This window comes from Streptomyces sp. NPDC045695 (assembly GCF_056432025.1).
This window is the reverse complement of the sequence record NZ_JBWKJU010000001.1, coordinates 56,130-77,324: the sequence shown is the minus strand read 5'-3', so window position 1 is coordinate 77,324 and position 21,195 is coordinate 56,130. Positions and strand designations below refer to the sequence as shown.

The following is a 21,195-nucleotide window of genomic DNA, read 5'->3' as shown; positions in this document are numbered from 1 at the left end:
TCCGGGGCGGTGGCCCTACCTGCGTAAACACACAGCCGGGGCCCAAGTAGAATCACTCCACGTGACAGCCAAGCCCCGCATCCCCAATGTCCTGGCCGGCCGCTACGCCTCCGCGGAGCTCGCCGTCCTGTGGTCCCCCGAGTACAAGGTGACGCTGGAGCGGCGGCTGTGGCTCGCCGTGCTGCGCGCCCAGAAGGACCTCGGTATCGAGGTGCCGGACGCCGCCCTCGCCGACTACGAGCGCGTCCTGGAGACCGTCGACCTGGCCTCCATCGCCGAGCGCGAGAAGGTCACCCGGCACGACGTGAAGGCCCGCATCGAGGAGTTCAACGCCCTCGCCGGTCACGAGCACGTCCACAAGGGCATGACCTCGCGCGACCTCACCGAGAACGTCGAGCAGCTGCAGATCCGGCTCTCGCTGGAGCTGGCCCGGGACCGCACGGTCGCCGTCCTCGCCCGCCTCGGCAAGCTGGCCGGCGAGCACGCCGAGCTGGTCATGGCCGGCCGCTCCCACAACGTGGCCGCGCAGGCGACCACCCTGGGCAAGCGCTTCGCCACCGCGGCCGACGAGCTTCTGGTCGCCTACGACCGCCTGGAGAACCTCCTCGGGCGCTACCCGCTGCGCGGCATCAAGGGCCCGGTCGGCACCGCCCAGGACATGCTCGACCTGCTGGGCGGCGACGCCGCCAAGCTCGCCGACCTGGAGCAGCGGATCGCGGCCCACCTCGGCTTCGCCCAGGCCTTCACCTCGGTCGGCCAGGTCTACCCCCGCTCGCTCGACTACGACGTGGTCACCGCGCTGGTGCAGCTCGCCGCCGCCCCGTCCTCGATCGCCAAGACGATCCGCCTGATGGCCGGCCACGAGCTGGTCACCGAGGGCTTCAAGCCCGGCCAGGTCGGCTCCTCCGCGATGCCCCACAAGATGAACACCCGCTCCTGCGAGCGCGTGAACGGCCTGATGGTCATCCTGCGCGGCTACGCCTCGATGACGGGCGAGCTGGCCGGCGACCAGTGGAACGAGGGCGACGTCTCCTGCTCCGTGGTACGTCGCGTGGCCCTGCCGGACGCCTTCTTCGCCTTCGACGGACTGCTGGAGACCTTCCTGACCGTCCTCGACGAGTTCGGTGCCTTCCCGGCGGTCGTCGCCCGCGAACTGGACCGCTACCTGCCGTTCCTCGCGACCACCAAGGTCCTGATGGGCGCGGTGCGGGCCGGTGTCGGCCGCGAGGCCGCCCACGAGGTCATCAAGGAGCACGCCGTCGCCTCCGCCCTCGCCATGCGCGAGCAGGGTGCCGAGCGCAACGAGCTGCTGGACAAGCTGGCCGCCGACGAGCGGATGCCGCTGGACCGGGCTCAGCTCGACGCCCTGATGGCCGACAAGCTGTCCTTCACCGGCGCCGCGGGCGACCAGGTCGCGGCGGTGATCTCCCGCATCGAGGCGATCGCCAAGCACCACCCGGCGGCCGCCGGATACGCCCCGGGGTCGATCCTCTGACTCCCGACGAGCTCGACGCCGCCCGTGATCGCGTCCTTGCGGACGTGGTCGCGGGCGGTCTGCGCGTGCTGTTCTGCGGCATCAATCCCGGTCTCCTCTCCGCCGCCACGGGCCACCACTTCGCCCGCCCCGGCAACCGCTTCTGGCCCGTCCTGCACCTCTCCGGCTTCACCCCGCGCCGCCTGGCCCCCTCCGAGCAGGAGGAGCTGCTGACCTACCGGCTCGGCATCACCAACGTCGTGGCCCGCGCCACGGCCCGCGCCGACGAGCTGAGCGCCGAGGAGTTCCGCGAGGGCGGCCGCATCCTGGCGGCCAAGGTGGAACTACTGCGCCCCCAGTGGCTCGCCGTCGTAGGCGTCACCGCCTACCGCACCGCCTTCGGCGAGCGAAAGGCCCAGATCGGCCCCCAGGAGCGGACCATCGGCTCCACCCGCGTCTGGGCGCTCCCCAACCCCAGCGGCCTCAACGCCCATTGGACCGCCGAGTCCATGGCCCAGGAGTACGCCCGCCTCCGCGCCTCCGCCGAGTCCCCCGACATCCCGTAGGGCGTGCCCACCGGTTCTCACGGCGGGTCGATCACCGTGACTCCTGCCATCAGCACGTAGGGGTCCTCGCTGTCCCACCGCGCCACATAGGCCACCAGCCACTGCTCCTCGGCCCGCCACAGATGCACATGGTCAGTGGTGTCGCTCACCAGGTCCCACGGCTGCGGTATCTCCTCCCCGTCGAGCCCCCGGTCCAGCAGCGACGCGACGCTGAAGACCTGCTGGTCCCCCCACCGATCGGCCAGGGCCTGGGTGAGCGCCTCGTACTCGGCGGCGATCTGATCGGCCGCCTCCGCCCGGCCCGAACCGTCGTCGTCCCAGAAGTCCCGCGTCCATCCCAGCTGGACGAGGTGATAGCCCGGGCCGCTGATCTGCCCGCCGGACCGGACCGGCTCGGCGGGGAACTCCCCTGCCCGGAGCCGGTCGATCGTGTCGAGGTGCTCTGCCGTGGTCATATCGTCAGTATCCCGACCACCACTGACAACTGGCCTGGCGTCACGCGTCCCTGCGCCGCACCGCGAACCAGCCGGCCACCAGCGCCGCCATCGCCCACAGGGCGGCCACCCCGAGCCCGCCCCAGGGCCCCAGGGAGCCCTGCGCGTGCATCCGCATCACCATCTGCCCGGCCCGGTCGGGCATGAACTGCCCGGCGCCGCCCACGACCTGGCCGACGACGAAGGGAACGATCAGGAGGAAGGGTATGAGCAGGCTCATCACGAGCGTGCCACTGCGGACCAGGGCGGTCAGGCCCGCCGAGAGCAGCGCGATCAGCATCAGGTAGACACCGCTGCCGAAGACCGCCCGCACCGCGCCCGGGTCGCCCAGGCCGAGTGCGTCGGGGCCCATGAAGGCCTGCCCGGCGAGGAACGTGATGAGGCCGGTGACCTGCCCCACGAGGAAGGCGAGCGCGCCGACCACGGCGACCTTCGAGAGGTACAACCGGGTCCGGTTGGGCACGGCGGTCAGCGAGACCCGCAAGGCCCCCGCCCTGAACTCACCGGCCAGCGCGGTGGCACCGAAGGTGATGGCCGCTATCTGCCCGAAGTTGATGCCGTAGAACGCGCCGAGCAGCCGGTCCTCCCCCAAGGCGCCTTCCTCCCCCGCTCCGATCGCCGCTGCGGTGAGCACCGTGATGCCGGCCGTGGCGACGAAAACGGCTATGAGGGAGCCGAGGACCGATCGGGCGGACCTTATCTTGATCCATTCCGAGCGCAGGACGGGGACGGTGGGCAGGGCGGCTATGGTCATGGCAGGGCCTCCAAGTCGAGTCAGGCGGTGGGTGGCAGAGGGCAGAGGTGGACGGAGTCAGCCGGGGGTGGAGAACGGGGCGCGGTCGGCCGTGAGGTCGAGATAGGCCTCCTCCAGCGAGGCCCTCTCGTCGGTGAGCTCGATCATCGGAACCCCTGCGCGGGCGGCGAGGGCTCCGACGGCTTCGGCCTGCACGCCGTCCACGGTCCAACGCCCGTCACGCGCGGCGCTCAGCTTCCAGCCCTCACCCTCCAAGGCGGCCCGCAAGCGGTCCGGGTCGGAGGTCCGCAGCCGGACCCTGGGGCTGCTGCGGGCTTCGATGAACTCCCCGATCGAGGTGTCCGCGAGCAGCCGGCCCTGCCCGAGGACCACCAGGTGATCGACGAACGAGGCGGTCTCCGCCATCAGATGACTGGACACCAGGACCGTGCGTCCCTCGGCGGCGAGTGCGCGCATCAGCCCTCGGATCCAGATGATGCCCTCGGGGTCGAGTCCGTTGGTCGGCTCGTCCAGCAGGAGCACCCCGGGGTCGCCCAGCAGGGCGGCGGCGATGCCCAGGCGCTGGCGCATCCCCAGCGAGAAGGTCTTGACCCGCCGACGGGCCACCGGGGCTATGCCGGCTTGCTCCAGTACCGCGTCCACCCGCGCCGCCGGGATGTTGTTGCTGGCGGCCAGTACGAGGAGGTGGTCGCGCGCCGTGCGCCCGCCGTGGGCCGCCTGTGGGTCGAGCAGGGCTCCCACCTCGTGCAGGGGGGCCTGGAGTTCGGTGAATCGGCGACCGCCGATGGTGGCCGTTCCCGAGGTGGCCCGGTCGAGGCCCAGCAGCAGCCGCATCGTCGTGGACTTGCCGGCGCCGTTGGGTCCCAGGAATCCCGTGACACGGCCGGGCAGGACGTCGAAGGTGAGGTGGTCCACGACGCGGTGGGTGCCGTAGTCCTTGGTCAGTTCTCGGAGCTCGATGCGGTTCATGACTCCAGAGTCCCGGCCGGCCCACCCCCTTCCCTCCCCCATGCGAGGGTGGCGTCTCCCCCACGTGGGGGAGACGCCCTTGACCTGCCCGCTGTCACGATGGGGGCATGTACCGACTGCTCCGTGCTCCGTTCCTCCCGGTGACGTACTCGCGCTGGCTGCACCTGTGCGTTCCCCTCCTGCTGCTGGCCATCTGGATGTTCATCAACCCCGCATGGCCGTGGGTTCCGCTGCTGATCGTCATACCGTTCGGGTTCGTGCCCTGGGTGCGGCTGGCCGAGGGTCTGCAGGCGCAGTTCCTGCTGACCCCGGACGAACGCGACTTTGCCGACAGCGGTATCAGCGCCGCGCCGTCGAAGCGGTGGAGCGACCGGTGGCGGACGCTGCTGTGGCTGGAGATACGGCTGGTCGTCTCGGGCGCGGCCATGTTCGCCACCGTCACCCTGCCGTTGGCGTCGGTCGAGCTCATCGCGAGGGCGCTCGGACACACGCCGGCCGGCGATCCGGCGATCTGGTTCGCCCCGCCGCGCTGGGCCGCGGCTCTGCTCGCCCCGGTGCCGCTGATCGTGCTCCTCGTCGTCGTGGTGCTCCTCGGTGAGGTGATCACCCGGATCGCCAGGCGGCTGCTCGGGCCTTCGGCGGCCGAACGGCTCACCGCCCTGGAGGCGCGCACCGAGCAGCTGTTGGAGCGGACCCGGATCGCGCGGGAGCTGCACGACTCCATCGGGCACGCGCTCACGGTGGCGGTCGTACAGGCCGGGGCGGCGCGGGCCGCGGGTGATCCCGAGTTCACGGACCGGGCGCTGAGCGCGATCGAGGAGACGGGCCGGGCCGCGCTGGAGGACCTGGAACGGGTGCTCATGGTGCTGCGGGAGTCGGCGCAGCAGCCCTCGCAGCGGCCGACGCTGGTGGAGGCGGACCGGTTGCTGGAGTCGGCGCGGGCTTCCGGCTCCGCCGTGGACGCACAACTGACCGGTCCCCTGGAGAGTTTGCCGGGGCCCGTCACCCGGGAGGGGTACCGGATCCTGCAGGAGGCGCTGACCAATGTGCTGAGGCACTGCGGCCCCGTGCCGGTTCGGGTGCGGGTGGAGATGGCCGCGGGCCGGCTGGACCTGGAGGTGACGAATCCGCTGCCTCAGCGGCCCGCCGTCACGGTGGGCGGGGGCAGCGGGCTGCGCGGGATGCGGGAGCGGGCCGCTCTGCTCGGCGGAGACGCGCAGACCGGACCGTATGAGGGCGGCTGGAGAGTGCACGCCCGGCTTCCGCTGGAGCGAATACGCTGACCGGATGCCGGTTACCGTACTGCTCGTGGACGACGAGCCCCTGGTGCGCGCGGGTCTGCGTGCCGTCCTGGACGCCCAGCCCGACATCGAAGTGGTGGGTGAGGCGGCCGACGGGGCGTCAGTGGTCCCGCTCGTGCGACAGCTGCGGCCCGACGTGGTGGCCATGGACGTGCGCATGCCGCTTCTCGACGGGATCGAGGCGACCCGCGCGGTCCTGCGGACGGTGGACCGCCCGCCGAAGATCCTCGTGGTGACGACCTTCGAGAACGACGAGTACGTCTACCAGGCGCTGCGGGCCGGCGCGGACGGGTTCCTCCTGAAGAGGGCCCGGCCTTCGGAGATCGTGCACGCGGTACGGCTGGTGGCGGAGGGCGAGACGCTGCTCTTCCCGGCGGCCGTGCGGGCCCTGGCCGCGGAGTACGGGAACCGGCGGGCCCGGGCGGCGCTGGAGCGGGCCGCCCTGACCGAGCGGGAGGAGGCAGTGCTGCGGCTCATGGCGCGGGGGCTCACCAACGTGGAGATCGCGTCCGAGCTGATCATCGGTACGGAAACGGTCAAGTCGCACGTCAGCGCGATTCTGGCGAAGCTGGGGGCGAGGGACCGCACCCAGGCGGTGATCGCGGCGTACGAGTCGGGGTTCGTCGCCCCGGCGTGAGGGAGGGGCTGCTCGCGGCCTACGGGGGGCTGCTTCTCGCCGCCGCCCGGCGCGCACAGTACGATCCGGCTGACAAGCTCGCTAGCTGGGAGGACACACGTTGGGGCAGCTGACCGGCGGGGATCCCTCTCTGCTCCGGCGGATCAATTCCGCCGTGGTGCTGCGCGCACTGCGCGCGACCGGATCTGCGACCCTCACCGACCTCACCCGGGTGACCGGCCTCTCCCGGCCGACCGTCGAGGGCGTCATGGAGGGGCTGATGGCGACCGGGCTGGTCGTCGAGGCCGACGCGGAGGAGGGCGCGCGGCGCCAAGGGCGACCGGCCAGACGGTTCCGGTTCCGGGTCGAAGCGGGGCACTTGCTCGGCATCGAGATCGGCTCGCACCGCATCGCGGTGCTGCTGTCCGGACTGGACGGCCGCATCATCGGCGCCGGCACCAAGGACGTCGCGGAGACCGCGTCCGCCGACGAGCGGCTGGAGCGGGTGCGGGCGGCCGTCGCCGATCTGCTGCGCCGCGCCGGCGTGCCCCGGGACTCCTTGTGGGCCGTCGGGGTCGCAAGCCCCGGGATCGTGGAGGCGGACGGCACGGTCCGCCTCGGCACCGCGCTGCCCGGCTGGACGGGGCTGCCGCTCGGAGAGCGGCTGCGGCGCTCGTTCCGCTGCCCGGTCCACGTGGAGAACGACGCCAACGCGGCGGCGGTCGCCGAGCACTGGAAGGGCGCCGCCCGGGACACCGGCGACATGGTGTTCGTGATGGCGGGGCTCAGTCCTGGCGCCGGGTCGCTGATCGGCGGCCGGCTGCACCGCGGCTTCGGCGGGGCCGCCGGCGAGATCGGCGCCCTGCACCTGCTGGGCCGCGAAGTCACGCCCGAGCGGCTGCTCTCGACCACCAGTGAGCCGCTGCATCCGCTGGACGAGCCAGCGGTCGCCGAGGTCTTCGCGATGGCCAAGCGGGGCGACGAGCGGGCGGTGGCCGCCGTCGAACGGTTCCTGCAACGGCTGGTGCACGACGTGGCGGCACTCGTGCTGGCCATGGATCCGGAGCTAGTGGTCGTCGGCGGCTGGGCGGCCGGCCTGGACGGGGTCCTGGAACCGCTGCGCCGGGAGCTGGAGCGCTACTGCCTGCGCCCGCCGCGGGTGGCCCTGTCCCTGCTCGGCGAGGCCGCGGTGGCGACGGGCGCCCTCCGGCTCGCGCTGGACCACGTCGAGGAAGAGCTCTTCGCGGTGGAGAAGACCGTCACGGCCCGCCGCAGCTGACCGTACGGAACTCACCGCACGGCACCAACCGCCCGCACCGCACCGCACCGCACGGCGCCGCAGCCCGCGGCAAGAGCTCCGGACGTCCGAAACCGGTACGGCCCGGGCCCGGCAGCCGCCGGGCCCGGACCGTACCGGGACGCTCAAGGCAGGCCGGGCCATGAGGGGCCGCGGCGGCCCGCCCGGCGCTGTCAGGAGGCGACGCGGGGCTCGTCGGCGATCTCCACGCCACCCGAGTCGCCGAAGGTCAGCCGGCAGGTGTCGGCGCGGTAGGTCGCCACCGAGAGCGCGGCCGTGCCCGCGGCGGTGAAGTAGCGCGTGGTGACCAGGAGTACGGGCGCGCCGGGCAGGCGGTCCAGCTCCTTGGCGTCGTCGGCGCGGGCGGATCCCAGCTCCACCGAGCGGTCCTGGCCGTCGAGGACCAGCCGCTGGAGCTCGCGCAGGACGGCGCGGGCGCGGGCCGGTCCGGTCGGCGCCTCGATGGCGGGCAGTGCGGGCACCGATGCGGCCGGAACGTAGAGCAGTTCTGCGGCGACGGACTGGCCGTTCGTGACCCGGGTCCGGCGCACCGTGTGGACCGGCTGGTCGGAGGCGAAGCCGCCACCGGTCGCGAGGAGCTTCAGCACCGCGGCCGACGGCAGGGTCTGCGTCGCGTCCACCGGCTCCCAGCCGTCGGCGCTCTCGCCGGGCCAGCTGTGCTGCGCACTGCCCACGGCGACGCCCACGCGCGGCGGGGCGACGGTGGTGCCGACTCCGCGGCGCCGCTGCAGCCGGCCTTCGAGCTCCAGCTGCTCCAGCGCCTGACGCAGGGTGGCGCGGGCGACTCCGAAACGCGCAGCGAGCTCACGCTCGTTGGGCAGGACCTCGCCGACGGCGAAGTCCTGGTCGAGCGCCTCGCTGAGGACGGTCTTGAGGTGCCAGTACTTCGGCTCCGGCACCGTTTCGAGCTGCGTGGTCCCCACCCTGACTCCTCCTGCCATCGCTGCACTCGCCGTGTGTTCCAGCGGCAGTTCCGCGCCCTTGTTTATTAAAGGTTCCTGCACTATGCCTGCGACGATAGGACGGCGTACCCCCTTGGTCAAGACCAATGCTCATGCCTTTGCCGGGCAGATCGGGCATACGTATCAAGCCGTTCACGGGATGTTCTCGTACTCCCCAAAGGCTTGTAGTCAAGGGCTACCGGACGGTAATCATGAGGGAAGGCGCTACTGACAGCCTGTCTCGCACGTCCTACCGACGAGGAGCAGCATGACCGCCACGGTCTCCTTCCCGATCGATTCGCCGCTCGGCCCCCGCACCGCGACCGCCACCTATGAGCGCAAGGGCGCCGGCGAACCGCTTCTCCTGCTGCACGGCATCGGCCACCACCTCCAGGCCTGGCACCCGGTCATGGACATCCTGGCCGCCGAGCACGACGTGATCGCCGTCGACCTGCCCGGCTTCGGCGCCTCACAGCCGCTGCCCGAAGGGGTCACGTACACCCTGAGGACCGTGGCCACCGCGCTCGCAGGGCTCTGCGCGGCCCTCGGCGTGGAGCGCCCGCACGTCGCGGGGAACTCCCTCGGCGGGCTCCTCGCCCTCGAAATGGGCCGCGGCAACCTCGTCCGCTCGGTCACCGCCCTCTCCCCCGCAGGGTTCTGGACGGAGGGCGAGCGCCGCTACGCCTTCGCCGCCCTCCGCACGATGCGCGCCGGCGCCAAGGCCCTGCCGCTGTCCGCCATGGAACGCCTCTCGCGCACCGCCGCCGGCCGCGCCGCACTCACCGGCAGCATCTACGCCCGCCCGGCGCGCCGTTCGCCCGAGGCCGTGGTCGCCGAGACCCTCGCCCTGCGCGGGGCCACCGGCTTCGAGGAGACCCTGGCCGCTGGTGGCTCCGTACGGTTCACCGAGGACGTGCCCGGCCTGCCGGTCACCATCGCCTGGGGCACCCGCGACCGGCTGCTGCTGCGCCGCCAGGGCGTACGCGCCAAGCACACCCTCCCCGGCGCCCGGCTGGTCCGCCTCCCGGGCTGCGGCCACGTCCCGATGAACGACGATCCGGCGCTCGTCTCCCGAGTCGTGCTGGACACCGCCCGCAGCACCCGCCTCGCGGCGGCCGCGATCTCGAACGGGTGAGCGGCTGACGGCTGTTCATTCGCGGTTCGCGTGGGCGACGCGGCCGGGCCGGTGTGCGGGGGCACGCTGGTCCGACCGTTCTCGCCACCCCCCCTGGAGACGCACCGATGGCATCGAGCCCGCACACCCGACGGACCCTCATCGGGGGTACCCTCGCCCTCTCCTCCGCACTGCTCGCCTCGCCGGCGCTCGCCGCCCCCGCCTTCGCCCGCTCCGGCCGGCCGAACGCGCTCTGGGGCGTCCAGTCCGGAGAGATCACCGCCCACTCGGCCACCGTCTGGACCCGTTCGGACCGTCTCGCGCGCATGTACGTCGAGACCTCTCCGAGCGAGTCGTTCCGCTACGCCGTACGCCGCCACCGCGGCCCGCTGCTCGGCCCGTCCAGCGACTTCACCGGAACCACGGTCCTGCGCGACCTCCCGCCCGGGCGGCAGATCCACTACCGGGTCGTCCTCGCCGACCCGGACGACCCCCGCCGTACCTCCGCGCCCGTCCACGGCACCTTCCGCACCACACCCGCGTCCCGTCGCCACGACGTGCGCTTCCTGTGGTCCGGCGACCTGGCCGGCCAGGGCTGGGGGATCAACCCCGACGTCGGCGGCTACCGCGTCTTCGAGGAGATGCGGCTGCGCGACCCCGACTTCTTCCTCTTCAGCGGGGACACGATCTACGCCGACGGGCCGATCAAGTCCTCCGTACCGCTGCGCGACGGCAGTCTCTGGCACAACGTCACGACGGAGGAGAAGGCGAAGGTCGCCGAGTCGCTCGCCGAGTTCCGCGGGAACTTCCGTTACAACCTGCTCGATCGCCACCTGCTCGCCTTCAACGCCCAGGTCCCCGTCCTGGCCCAGTGGGACGACCACGAGGTGCGCAACAACTGGTACCCCGGCCAGCTGATCGACGACCCCCGCTACACCGTCAAGGAGGTCGACGTCCTCGCCGCCCGCGCCCGCCAGGCCTTCGGCGAGTACTTCCCCGTCACCGACCTGCGCGGCGGCCGCGCCGAAGGCCGGATGTACCGCGTGATGCGATGCGGCCCGCTGCTCGACGTCTTCGTTCTCGACATGCGCACCCACCGCAACGCCAACTCCCCGGACACCCAGACCGAGGACCCCCTCGGCATCCTCGGCCCCGAGCAACTGGCCTGGCTCAAGCGCGAGCTCTCGCGCTCCCGCGCGACCTGGAAGGTCATCGCCGCCGACATGCCGCTGGGCATCGTCGTCCCCGACGGGGCGGCGAACTTCGAGGCCGTGGCGCAGGGCGACCCGGGCGCTCCGCTGGGCCGCGAGCTCCAGATCGCCGAACTCCTGCGTCACATCAAGCACCAGCGCATCACCGGCACCCTCTGGCTCACCGCGGACGTGCACTACACCGCCGCGAACCACTACGCGCCCGAGCGGGCCGCCTTCACCGACTTCGCGCCGTTCTGGGAGTTCGTCTCCGGCCCGATCGGCGCGGGCGGCTTCCCGGCCGGTCGGCTCGACGCCACCTTCGGCCCGCGGACGGCGTACGTGCAGTCGGCTCCCTTCGCCAACATGTCCCCCTCGGAGCACCCGCCGTACTACGGCGAGGTCGACATCGACGGCGCCAGCGGGGAGCTCACCGTGCGGTTGCGGCGCCAGGGCGGCGACACCCTGTTCACCCAGACCCTCCAGCCCGGCCGCGTGGGCCAGTAACAGCCCGCAGGACGGCCGCCAGGTCCGTACCGAGGCCGGCGGCGGCCGGACCAGCAGGGCGGAATCCGGTCGGTATCAGGTAGGAACCCGGTAGGAAAACTGGACGAAATCGGCCAGACGGACACTTAACCAGTCGGTCACAGAGCGTTCGTGATCACGCAACACCCCTGCGCCACAGTGGTGTGCATGACTGACCGCAGCCACGCCTCCGCCCAGCGTCCCCACCACCACCACTGGCGCCGCGACCTCGTCGAACTCGCCGCGCTCTTCTGCGCCGTCGCGGTCGCCGACGCCATCGCCAATCTCGTCGTGCACGGTCCGAGGGGCCCCGTCCTGCTGGTCGCCTCGGCCGTCGCACTCCTGGTCACCGCGGCCTTCCACACCTGGTGGGCGCGGCGCCACAGCCATGCTCCGCCGCCGCGCGGTACGGCGCCGCCCGCCGGTCCGACGCCGTCGACCGCCACCCCCACCGCGACCGCGACCCTGTGGCGGATGCGCACGACCGTACGCGACGAGCCCGGCTCCCTGGCCGCCCTCTGCACGGCACTCGCCCGTAACAGCGTCGACATCCTGACCCTCCAGACCCACCCGCTGCCCGAGGGCGGCACGGTCGACGAGTTCCTGCTGCGCGCCCCGCAGCAGCTGGCCTCCGCCGACCTCACCCGGGCCATCGCGGGGGCCGGCGGCCACAGCACCTGGATCGAACGCGCGGACGCCCACGACCTGGTCGACACCCCGACCCGCGTCCTGGGCCTGGCCGCCCGCACCGCCCTGGACGCCGCGGAGCTCCCCCTCGCGCTGCGCCAGCTGCTCGGCCGCTGCACGATCCACTCGATCCCGGCGACCACCCTCTCCGGCCGCCCCAACGCCGGCGCGGACGCCCCGGTCGAGGGCGTCCTGGAGGCCACGGTCCTGCGGCTGCGCGACCCGTCGGGCGGCGTCATCACCGTGGAGCGGCCCTACCTGCCCTTCACCCCGACCGAGTTCGCGCGCGCCCGTGCCCTCGTCGAGCTCGACACCCGGCTCGGCCCGCGCGTCCCGCGCAGCCAGGACGTCCTGACCCTGCCCGAGGGCAATGAGATCACCGTGCGCCGCGCCGACGGATCCGACCAGGCCGCGGCCCGCGCCATGCACGACCGCTGCTCCGAGCGCACCCTCGGCCTGCGCTACAACGGCCCCGTATCCGACGCCGACCGCTACCTCGGCCACCTGCTGAGCCCGCGCTTCGGCCGCACCCTCGCCGCCACCACCGCGTCCGGGAAGCTCGTGGCCCTCGGGCACCTGCTGTGGGACGGCGACGAGACGGAGGTCGCGCTCCTCATCGAGGACGACTGGCAGCGCCGCGGCATCGGCTCCGAACTGCTGCGCCGGCTCATCGCGATGGCCGTCGAGGCCGGGTGCGACAGCGTGTACGCCGTCACCCAGGCCTCCAACACCGGCATGGTCGCCGCCATGCGCGGCCTCGGCCTCCCCCTCGACTACCAGATCGAGGAGGGCACCCTGGTGATCACGGCCCGGCTGGACGCGACCCCGGTCCCGTCACGGCTGCCCTACGAGCTCCCCCACGAGCAGCCGTACGAGCTCCCCCACGCGGTCCACCGCGTGCTCCCCCCGGTGCTCTCGCACGAGCAGCAGGCCGCGCCCCGCCACCGGCACTGAGCGCCCGGACCGGACCGGGGCTGCACGGCGCCGCGGGAGGCAGCTCCGGCCGGATCCGGCCATACTCCGGGCACTCGGGCCCGCGGATTCCCACCCGGCCCGACACCAACTCCCGTATAGGCCAAGGATGTTCATGGCCGGGGGGCGACCCGTCAGCCCCTCGGCCACCCAGGGCCGCAGGCTGACGGCAATCTGTAATGACGGGAGCAGGTCTCCCATACGAAGATGGCCGCATGTCAGAGATCCTCCACAACGGCAGCGCATCCCGGCTGCCCCGCCAGGTGGCCGACGCGTACGTCGACGACCTCATCGCCCTCGACCCGATCACGGGCACCTACCTCGGAGTCACCGCGAGCTCCGCCAAGCTCCCGGACTTCTCCCCGGCGGGCCGTGCGGCCGTCGCCGAGCTCGCCCGCGCCACCCTCGCCCGTCTCGACGCCGCCGAGCTGCTGCCCGGCGCCGACAGCGACGCCGAGCGGCGCTGCGCGCGCCTGCTGCGCGAGCGCCTCACCGCCGAGCTCGCCGTCCACGAGGCCGACGAGGACCTGCGCGCGGTCAGCAACATCCACAGTCCCGCGCACAGTGTCCGCGAGGTCTTCAGCCTGACCCCCACCGACACCGACGAGGACTGGGCGGCGATCGCCGAGCGGCTGCGCGCCGTGCCGGCCACGTTCGCCGGCTACCGCGAGAGCCTCGGACTCGGCCTGGAGCGCGGCCTGTACGGCGGTCCGCGCGCCACCGCCACCATGATCGACCAGCTCACCACCTGGGCCGGCCAGGACGGCTCCGGCCCCGCCTTCTTCGCGGACTTCGTCTCCGGCGGCCCGGAGGCCCTGCGCGCCGAGCTGGACGAGGCGGCCGCCGGCGCCACCGCCGCCGTCGTCGGACTGCGCGACTGGCTGAGGGACGTGTACGCCCCGGCCGTCGCGGGGAAGCCCGACACCGTGGGCCGCGAGCGGTACGCCCGCTGGTCCCGGTACTTCAACGGCACGGACCTCGACCTCGACGAGGCGTACGCCTACGGCTGGTCTGAGTACCACCGGCTGCTCGGCGAGATGAAGACCGAAGCGGCCAAGATCCTCCCGGGCGCCGGCCCCTGGGAGGCACTGAAGCACCTGGACGAGCACGGCACCCGCATCGGCGTGGACGAGGTCCAGGCCTGGCTCCAGGGCCTGATGGACGAGGCCATCGAGAACCTCGACGGCACCCACTTCGAGCTCGCCGAGCGGGTGCGGAAGGTGGAGTCGCGGATCGCCCCGCCGGGCGGCCCCGCGGCCCCGTACTACACCTCGCCCTCGGAGGACTTCTCCCGGCCGGGCCGCACCTGGCTGCCCACGATGGGCCAGACCAGCTTCCCGGTCTACGACCTGGTCTCCACGTGGTACCACGAGGGCGTTCCGGGCCATCACCTCCAGCTCGCGCAGTGGACGCACGTGGCGGACCAGCTCTCCCGCTACCAGGCCACCGTCGGCGGGGTCAGCGCCAACTGCGAGGGCTGGGCCCTGTACGCGGAGCGGCTGATGGACGAGCTCGGCTACCTCAAGGACTCCGAGCAGCGCCTGGGCTACCTGGACTGCCAGATGATGCGCGCCGCGCGGGTCATCGTGGACATCGGCATGCACCTGGAGCTGCGGATCCCCGACGACTCGCCCTTCCACCCGGGCGAGACCTGGACGGTCGACCTCGCGCAGGAGTTCTTCGGGCTGCACAGCGGCCGCCCGGCGGACTTCATCGAGAGCGAGCTGACCCGGTACCTGTCGATGCCGGGACAGGCGATCGGCTACAAGCTGGGCGAGCGCGCCTGGCTGCTGGGCCGGGACAACGCCCGTGCGGCGCACGGTGATTCCTTCGACCTCAAGGCCTGGCACATGGCCGCGCTGTCGCAGGGTGCGCTGGGGCTGGACGACCTGGTGGACGAGCTCTCGAAGCTCTGACCCGGACCGCGTCGCCGCCTGCGAAGGTCGGGCCGCTCACCTCCCCGTGGAGGTGAGCGGCCCGTCCTGCACTCAAGACCGTTGTCAGCAGCCGCAGTCGTCGGAGTCGGTGGGCGCGGTCAGCGGGTCCGCCTCGGCGCGCTGCTGGTTGCCCTGCCAGGTCTCGACCTCGAAGCCCTCGCGGATCCAGTACTCGATCCCGCCGAGCATCTCCTTGACCTGGAAGCCGAGTTCGGCCAGGGCGAGGGCGGAGCGGGTGCCTCCGTTGCAGCCGGGGCCCCAGCAGTACGTCACCACGGGGATGTTCTTGTCCAGGAGCCGCTCGGCCTGCTCGGGGATGAGGGCGGTCGGCAGGTGGATCGCGCCGGGCACGTGGGCCTGGTCCCAGGACGGGGTGGAGCGGGAGTCGATCAACTGGAAGCCGAGCTCGGCGCCCTGCTCGCGGTGGGCCTTGAAGGCGGCGGCGACGTCCGACACGTCCGCGTGGAAGGCCAGGCTCGCCGCGAAGTACGCGGCCGCCGCGGCCGGGGAGGCAGGGGGCACCCGGAGCACGGGGTTCGCGGTGGCGGGGGCGGTGGCAGTGGCGGCCGCGGTGGCCGGGCCCGGCTGGTTCATGTGCGTCTGCGTCGTCGTCATGACCAAAAATCTACGATCTGTTGATCTTCTTCGGAAGTGGTTTTCCCCGGCCTTTCGCTTGTCCAGCCGGGAAATCCCCTGCTAGACCTGGCCCATGACCGACTATTCCCCTGACGCCACCGACTGGCGGATCCTCGAAGTCCTCCAGCGGGACGGGCGCGCCAGTTTCACCGAGCTGGCCCGCTCCGTGTCCATGTCCGCGAGCGCCGTGACCGAGCGGGTCCGCCGCCTGGAGGAGGTCGGCGTCATCACCGGCTACACGGCGGTGGTGGACCCGGAGAAGCTCGGCAAGGCGATCCTCGACCTCGTGCGGCTGCGCTATCCGCACGGCAACTACAAGCCGTTCCACGACTTCCTGGACGCCACCCCCGAGATCCTGGAGGCCCATCACGTCACCGGCGACGACTGCTTCGTACTCAAGGTCGCCGCCCGTTCGATGGCCCACCTGGAAGAGGTCACGGGCCGCATCTCCGGCCTCGGCCCGGTGACGACGAGCATCGTCTACTCCTCGCCGCTGCCGCGCAGGCCGCTCAGTTACTGAACCCGGCTCCTGAACCCCGGCCCACTGAACCCAACCGCCGCGGGCCTCAGTCCGTGAGCGCCGCCGTCCGGTGGCGCACCACGGAACCCCCGCGCTGCTTGACGATCTCCAGCTGCGCCTGCACCCGGGTGCGCAGGTCGGCGACGTGGCTCACGATGCCGACGCTGCGGTCCCGCTCCCGCAGCGAGTCCAGTACGTCCAGCACCTCGTCCAGCGCCTGGTCGTCGAGGCTGCCGAAGCCCTCGTCGATGAAGAGCGTGTCCAGCCGCATGCCGCCCGCCTCGTCGGTGACCACGTCGGCGAGACCCAGCGCGAGGGCGAGCGAGGCGAAGAAGGTCTCGCCGCCCGACAGCGTGGCGGTGTCCCGCTCGCTTCCGGTCCAGGCGTCGACCACGTGCAGCCCGAGACCGGAACGCCCCCGCCCGCCGGCGCGCGCGTCGGAGTGGACCAGCGTGTACCGGCCACCGGACATGCGCAGCAGCCGTACCGTCGCGGCGGCGGCCACCTGCTCCAGGCGGGCGGCCAGCACGTAGGCCTCCAGCCGCATCCTGCGTTCGTTGTCGGCGGAGGTGCCCGCGGTGAGTCCGGCCAGCCGGGCGACCCTCTCGTACTCCTCGCGCAGCGGGCCGAGCGCGCGCAGTTCCCGCTCGGCCCGCAGGGAGAGCCGGTCCAGCTCCTCGCACCGGACGCGGGCCGCGTCCACCGACGACGCGGCGGTACGAAGCTTCGCCGCGGCCTCGGCGGCGTACGCCTCGGCCGCCTGCGGTGCGGCCGGGGGCAGGGCTGCCGCTGCGGCGGCGCCGGTCTCGCCCCGGCGGTCCGCCAGCAGGGCTTCCTCTGCCTGCCAGGCGTCCAGCCGGTGTTGGAGCGCCGTGCGTTCGTACTCGGGGAGCACCGCGTCGGCGGCAGCCTCGATGGTGTCGAAGCCGGCCTTGAAGGCGGCGTCGGCGAGCTGGTCGTCGGCCTCCTTCAGCCGGGCCGCGGTGGCCTCCGCCCGGCGCAGCGAGGCGGCGGCCGCGGAGACCATCCGGACCCGGTCCTCCAGGGTGCGGGCCCGGGCCGCGACGGTGGGCGCGCCGTCCCGCAGGAGGACCAGCTCGGCCTCCAGCGAAGCTTGTTCGCGGTCCAGGGCTTCGCGGCGGGAGGCCCGGGCGGCGGCCCGGGTCTCGGCGCCCTGCCGGTCGGCACTGCGCGCGGCGTGCTCCCGCTCGGCACGGGCGAGCTGCTCCCGGGCGGCGTGCAGCCCGGCAGCCGCGGCATGTGCGGCGGCGTGCCCGGCGCTCAGCTCCGAGGTCAGGGCGAGGAGTTCCGCGGTGGTGGCATCCCCGGCGGCGGCAGCGGCCTCGGCGCGGGCCTCCCGGGCCGCGGCCAGCCGGCGCTCGACGGCCGCGCGGTCCTGTTCGGCCCGCTCGAAGCGGGCGTGGGCCGCGTCCTCGGCCGCGCGGTCCACGTGCCCGGGGGCCGGGCGGGCCGGAGCCGGGTGCTCCGCGGACCCGCACACGGTACAGGCCTCCCCCGCCACCAGGGCCTCGGCGAGCTCGGCGGCGATCCCGCGCAGCCGGGCCTCCTTGAGCTCCAGCCAGCGCTCCCGGGCGGCGGCCGCGTCCTCGCGCAGGGCGAGCAGTTCGCGCGCCGCGCGCTCCTCGGCGGCGGCGAACTCGTCGCGCCGCCGGGCGGCGTTCAACTGCATGCGGGCCGGTTCCAGCCGGCCCGCGAAGTGCTCGGCCTCGGTGGCGGCCTGCTGGGCGGCGTCCACCCGCTGCTGCAGCGCGGCCCGGGTCCCCTCCCAGCGTTCGAGCCACTCGGCGGACTCCTGGAGCTGTTCCTCGGCCGCCCGGGCCTCCCGCTCCAGGTCGGCCCGCTCACGGCCGATCTCGGCGCTGCGCTGCTCGGCCCGCTGGGCGGCGCCGAGCGCGCCCAGGTCCTCGCGCAGCCGCTGCTCGACGTCGGCCAGCTGCTCGGCGCCCGCCTCCTTGAGCGGGGGCGGCAGTTCCGCCCGGGCGGCCGACTCGGCGTGCGCGGCGGCCAGGTGCGCCGCGAAGGCCGCACCGCGCAGCTCCAGGGCGGGGGCCACCAGGGCGCCGCGCCGGGCCCGGTCCAGCAGGCCGCGCACGCGCTCGCGCTCGGGCCCGGCCTCGGCGAGCAGGGCGGCCCGGCGGGCGGTCTCCGCGTGCCGGCGCTGGAGCCGGTCGAGCTCGCGCTCGTCCTCGGCGGCCCGCCGGGCGGCGGCGTGCCGGCTCTCCACGGCGGCCAGCGCGTACTCGGCGACCTCGTACCGCTCACGGGCCGCGCACCGGGCGACGGCCGCCCAGGCCCGGATCGCCTCGGCCAGCCCCGGGTCCCCGGGCTGGTGCGCGGGCAGCGGCCAGGCCCGCAGGTCGGCGCTGTCCCCCGCGGCCTGGGCGAGCCGCTGCGCGGTGTGCAGCACCTTCTCGTCGCCGGCCCGGACCTTGGCCTCGGCGGCCCGGCGGCGCTCCCCGAGCAGGGCTTCGACGGCGGCGAAGCGGCGGGTGTCGAAGAGGCGGCCGAGCAGTCGGCCGCGCGCCGCCTCGTCGGCGCGCAGGAAGCGTGCGAACTCCCCCTGCGGCAACAGCACGACCTGGCAGAACTGCTCGCGGCTCATGCCGAGCAGCTGCTCGATCTCCTCACCGATCTCCTGGTGGGAGCGGCTGAGCGCCTGCCAGCCCTCCCCGGTGTGCTCGCGCAGCCAGCTCTGGGCCTTGTCCCTGGTCGTGCCGGTGCCGCGCTTCTTGGGGCGTTCCTGTTCGGGGCGCCGGGTGATCTCCAGGCGGCGGCCGCCCGCGGTGAGTTCGAGGGTCACCTCCGTCGGGGTCCCGGCGGAGGCGTGGTCGCTGCGCAGGCTGGTGCCGGGGGCCTGGCGGGGGCCGGGAACGGATCCGTAGAGCGCGTAGCAGACGGCGTCGAGCACGGAGGTCTTCCCGGCGCCGGTGGGTCCGTGCAGCAGGAAGATCCCGGCGCCGGACAGGGCGTCGAAGTCGATCTCCTGGGGCTCGGCGAAGGGCCCGAAGGCGGTCACCGCCAGCCGGTGCAGCCTCATCGGTGGGTCTCCTGACGGCTGTCGTCGGCCCGTACGGCGTCGAAGGCGCTCTGCAGGACGGCCCGTTCGGCGTCGTCCGCGTGGCCGCCGCGCACGTGGGCGACGAAGTCCTCGGCGATCTCCTGGTCGCTGCGGCCGCGCAGCCGCTGGGCGTAGGAGGCGCCGGCCTCCTCGGTGCGGCCCTCGGGGTCGAAGGCGAGGGTGAGGGTGTGCGGGAAGCGGGCGGCGAGCCGGGCCATGGGGTCGTCGGGGCGGACCGGGTCGGTGAGGGTGGCCTCGACCCAGGCGTCCTCGTGCGCCTCGTACGCCGGCTCCTCCAGCAGGTCCGCGAGCCGTCCGCGCAGCCGCGCCAGGGCGCGCGGTACGGGCGTGTCGATGCGCTCGGCCCCGGCGATCTCCCCCGCTGCGCCCAGGTCGATCAGCCACATCGTCTTGCGGTGGTCGGCCTCGGAGAAGGAGTAGGCGAGCGGGGAACCCGAGTAGCGGACCCGTTCGTTGATCGTCTGACAGCCGTGGAGGTGGCCGAGGGCCGCGTAGTCCACCCCGTCGAAGACGGAGGCGGGCACGGCCTCGACCCCACCGACGGCGATGTCGCGTTCGCTGTCGCTGGCCTGCCCGCCGGTGACGAAGGCGTGCGCCAGGACGACGGAGCGGGTGCCGGGCGCACGGGCCGCCAGGTCGGTCCGGATCCGGTCCATGGCCGCGCCCAGCACCGCCTCGTGACTGACCTTCCGCGCGCCGAACTCGTCCTTGACCAGGGCCGGTTCCAGGTACGGCAGGCCGTACAGCGCCACCTCACCGTGTACGTCGGCCAGCACCACGGGCTCGGCGCATCCGGCCGGGTCGGTCCGCAGGTGGATCCCGGCACGGTCGATGAGCCCGGCCCCGACTCCGAGGCGGCGAGCGGAGTCGTGGTTGCCGGAGATCATGACGGTGGGCACGCCGAGCTCCGCGAGCCGGTGCAGGGCCCGGTCGTACAGCTCGACGGCGGGCAGCGGGGGCACGGCCCGGTCGTAGATGTCACCGGCGACGAGGACGGCGTCGACCTCGCGCTCGCGGACGGTCTCCACGAGGTGGTCGAGGAAGGCCGCCTGGGCGCTGAGCAGGTTCACCCGGTGGAAGGCCCGGCCGAGGTGCCAGTCGGAGGTGTGCAGAATTCTCAAAACATCGCTCCGACCTGCACTTTTACCGCTCCTCCACCTCCGAACCGAGCACGGGACCAGCACGGGCCCCGCAGTCGGTACCCCCCACGCTAGCGCCCGCCGGTACCCGATCCGGCACGGACCTCAGTCTGCCATCGGCGCCGGGGCCGGCTGACCACGGAGGGCAGCAGTGAGCCGGGCGGCGGCACCTGGGCGCCACCGCCCGGCAGGACCGGGCACGTGGTCGCTCGTACGAACGGACCGGGCCTCAGGGCGCGTACGTCTCTCCGCCGAGGGTGAGGGTGGCGCTTCCCGCCGTGCTGTCGGCGAGCCAGGCCTCGAAGGCGGGCAGCTCCGCCTCCGGCAGTGCGACCTCGATCTCCACGGCGGCCCCGTAGCGCAGGTCGACCACGGTCCGGCCGGTGGAGCGCAGGTCGTTCTGGGTCTTGCCGGCCCGCTGGTGGTCGACGGTGACGGTGGCCAGCCGGTAGCGGCGCCGGGTGACGGTCCCGAGCGCGTCGAGGGCCTCGCCGACGACCCCGCCGTAGGCCCTGATCAGACCGCCGGCGCCGAGCTTCACGCCGCCGTAGTAGCGGGTGACCACGGCGACCGCGTAGCGGACGTCCCGGCGCGTGAGCATCTGCAGCATCGGGACCCCGGCGGTGCCGCCGGGCTCGCCGTCGTCGCTGGCCTTCTGGACGGACGCGTCGGCTCCGATGACGTAGGCGAAGCAGTTGTGCGTGGCGGTGGGGTGCTCCTTGCGGACGCGCGCGATGAACTCCTGCGCCTCCTGCTCGGTCGCGGCGGGGGCGAGCGAGCACAGGAAGCGCGAGCGGTTGATCTCGGACTCGTGCACACCCTCGCGGGCCACCGTCACGTACTGGTCTGCCTTCACCGCACCACCCTACGGGGAATCGGACATGTGTCTTTTCGGTTGATCCGGCTGAGCGGCTGACGATGAGGACAGCCGCACCAGAAGCA

Annotated in this window: 18 protein-coding genes; 10 read left to right on the top strand and 8 right to left on the bottom strand. The window is 73.3% G+C overall.

Features of this window, described 5'->3' with window-relative positions; all coding sequences use genetic code 11:
- Positions 1-61: 61 nt before the first annotated feature.
- Entirely contained in the window at positions 62-1,495 is a 1,434-nt protein-coding gene (purB, locus tag AC07DU_RS00395; protein ID WP_479108794.1) for an adenylosuccinate lyase, read from the top strand.
- On the top strand, positions 1,492-2,040 hold the full coding sequence (gene mug, locus AC07DU_RS00390; protein WP_479109345.1) for a G/U mismatch-specific DNA glycosylase: 549 nt from the start codon (positions 1,492-1,494) through the stop codon (positions 2,038-2,040). The genes purB and mug overlap by 4 nt, the downstream gene beginning before the upstream one ends.
- Positions 2,041-2,057: 17 nt before the next feature.
- Here the strand turns inward: mug and AC07DU_RS00385 are convergent, their stop codons facing one another.
- The 3 genes from AC07DU_RS00385 to AC07DU_RS00375 are packed head-to-tail and all read right to left on the bottom strand — an operon-like array spanning position 2,058 to position 4,257.
- Positions 2,058-2,495 (bottom strand): hypothetical protein, encoded by a 438-nt coding sequence (locus AC07DU_RS00385; protein ID WP_360898380.1) that lies wholly within the window; start codon positions 2,493-2,495, stop codon positions 2,058-2,060.
- A gap of 40 nt (positions 2,496-2,535) precedes the next feature.
- Complete coding sequence (locus AC07DU_RS00380; RefSeq protein WP_479108793.1) at positions 2,536-3,288, bottom strand: ABC transporter permease; 753 nt, start codon at positions 3,286-3,288, stop codon at positions 2,536-2,538.
- A gap of 57 nt (positions 3,289-3,345) precedes the next feature.
- A complete protein-coding gene (locus AC07DU_RS00375; RefSeq protein ID WP_479036852.1) occupies positions 3,346-4,257 on the bottom strand; it encodes an ATP-binding cassette domain-containing protein in 912 nt (303 codons plus the stop codon).
- A gap of 107 nt (positions 4,258-4,364) precedes the next feature.
- On the opposite strand from AC07DU_RS00375, the gene AC07DU_RS00370 reads away from it, so the two are divergent.
- From AC07DU_RS00370 to AC07DU_RS00360, 3 genes are all read left to right on the top strand, one after another.
- Complete coding sequence (locus AC07DU_RS00370) at positions 4,365-5,540, top strand: sensor histidine kinase (protein ID WP_479108792.1); 1,176 nt, start codon at positions 4,365-4,367, stop codon at positions 5,538-5,540.
- 4 nt (positions 5,541-5,544) lie between these two features.
- Positions 5,545-6,195: a response regulator transcription factor gene (locus tag AC07DU_RS00365; protein WP_453286116.1), complete on the top strand. Its 651-nt coding sequence runs from the start codon at positions 5,545-5,547 to the stop codon at positions 6,193-6,195.
- A 100-nt stretch (positions 6,196-6,295) separates the two neighbouring features.
- Positions 6,296-7,453 carry an ROK family transcriptional regulator gene (locus tag AC07DU_RS00360; RefSeq protein ID WP_360898370.1) on the top strand — a complete coding sequence of 386 codons (1,158 nt, stop codon included), beginning with the start codon at positions 6,296-6,298 and terminating at the stop codon, positions 7,451-7,453.
- Between the two features lie 191 nt (positions 7,454-7,644).
- On the opposite strand, the gene AC07DU_RS00355 is transcribed toward AC07DU_RS00360, so the two are convergent.
- Positions 7,645-8,415 carry a GntR family transcriptional regulator gene (locus AC07DU_RS00355; RefSeq protein ID WP_479108791.1) on the bottom strand — a complete coding sequence of 257 codons (771 nt, stop codon included), beginning with the start codon at positions 8,413-8,415 and terminating at the stop codon, positions 7,645-7,647.
- 286 nt (positions 8,416-8,701) lie between these two features.
- Between AC07DU_RS00355 and AC07DU_RS00350 the strand changes: the two genes are divergently transcribed.
- The 4 genes from AC07DU_RS00350 (at position 8,702) to AC07DU_RS00335 (ending at position 14,837) form a co-directional block, all read left to right on the top strand.
- Complete coding sequence (locus AC07DU_RS00350; protein WP_479108790.1) at positions 8,702-9,568, top strand: alpha/beta fold hydrolase; 867 nt, start codon at positions 8,702-8,704, stop codon at positions 9,566-9,568.
- A 107-nt stretch (positions 9,569-9,675) separates the two neighbouring features.
- Positions 9,676-11,244: an alkaline phosphatase D family protein gene (locus AC07DU_RS00345; protein ID WP_479108789.1), complete on the top strand. Its 1,569-nt coding sequence runs from the start codon at positions 9,676-9,678 to the stop codon at positions 11,242-11,244.
- Positions 11,245-11,430: 186 nt separating this feature from the next.
- A complete protein-coding gene (locus AC07DU_RS00340; protein ID WP_479036868.1) occupies positions 11,431-12,903 on the top strand; it encodes an N-acetyltransferase family protein in 1,473 nt (490 codons plus the stop codon).
- Positions 12,904-13,136: 233 nt separating this feature from the next.
- On the top strand, positions 13,137-14,837 hold the full coding sequence (locus tag AC07DU_RS00335; protein ID WP_479108788.1) for a DUF885 domain-containing protein: 1,701 nt from the start codon (positions 13,137-13,139) through the stop codon (positions 14,835-14,837).
- Between the two features lie 84 nt (positions 14,838-14,921).
- Here the strand turns inward: AC07DU_RS00335 and AC07DU_RS00330 are convergent, their stop codons facing one another.
- On the bottom strand, positions 14,922-15,473 hold the full coding sequence (locus AC07DU_RS00330) for a rhodanese-like domain-containing protein (protein WP_479036874.1): 552 nt from the start codon (positions 15,471-15,473) through the stop codon (positions 14,922-14,924).
- 94 nt (positions 15,474-15,567) lie between these two features.
- Between AC07DU_RS00330 and AC07DU_RS00325 the strand changes: the two genes are divergently transcribed.
- Entirely contained in the window at positions 15,568-16,014 is a 447-nt protein-coding gene (locus tag AC07DU_RS00325) for an Lrp/AsnC family transcriptional regulator (RefSeq protein ID WP_479108787.1), read from the top strand.
- A 46-nt stretch (positions 16,015-16,060) separates the two neighbouring features.
- Here AC07DU_RS00325 and AC07DU_RS00320 read toward each other — a convergent pair whose 3' ends face one another.
- From AC07DU_RS00320 to AC07DU_RS00310, 3 genes are all read right to left on the bottom strand, one after another.
- On the bottom strand, positions 16,061-19,072 hold the full coding sequence (locus AC07DU_RS00320) for an SMC family ATPase (protein WP_360898354.1): 3,012 nt from the start codon (positions 19,070-19,072) through the stop codon (positions 16,061-16,063).
- Positions 19,069-20,235 (bottom strand): exonuclease SbcCD subunit D, encoded by a 1,167-nt coding sequence (locus AC07DU_RS00315; RefSeq protein ID WP_453373572.1) that lies wholly within the window; start codon positions 20,233-20,235, stop codon positions 19,069-19,071. Before AC07DU_RS00315 ends, AC07DU_RS00320 begins: the two co-directional genes overlap by 4 nt.
- Before the next feature lie 247 nt (positions 20,236-20,482).
- Positions 20,483-21,109: a YigZ family protein gene (locus AC07DU_RS00310; protein WP_360898350.1), complete on the bottom strand. Its 627-nt coding sequence runs from the start codon at positions 21,107-21,109 to the stop codon at positions 20,483-20,485.
- Positions 21,110-21,195 lie beyond the last annotated feature (86 nt).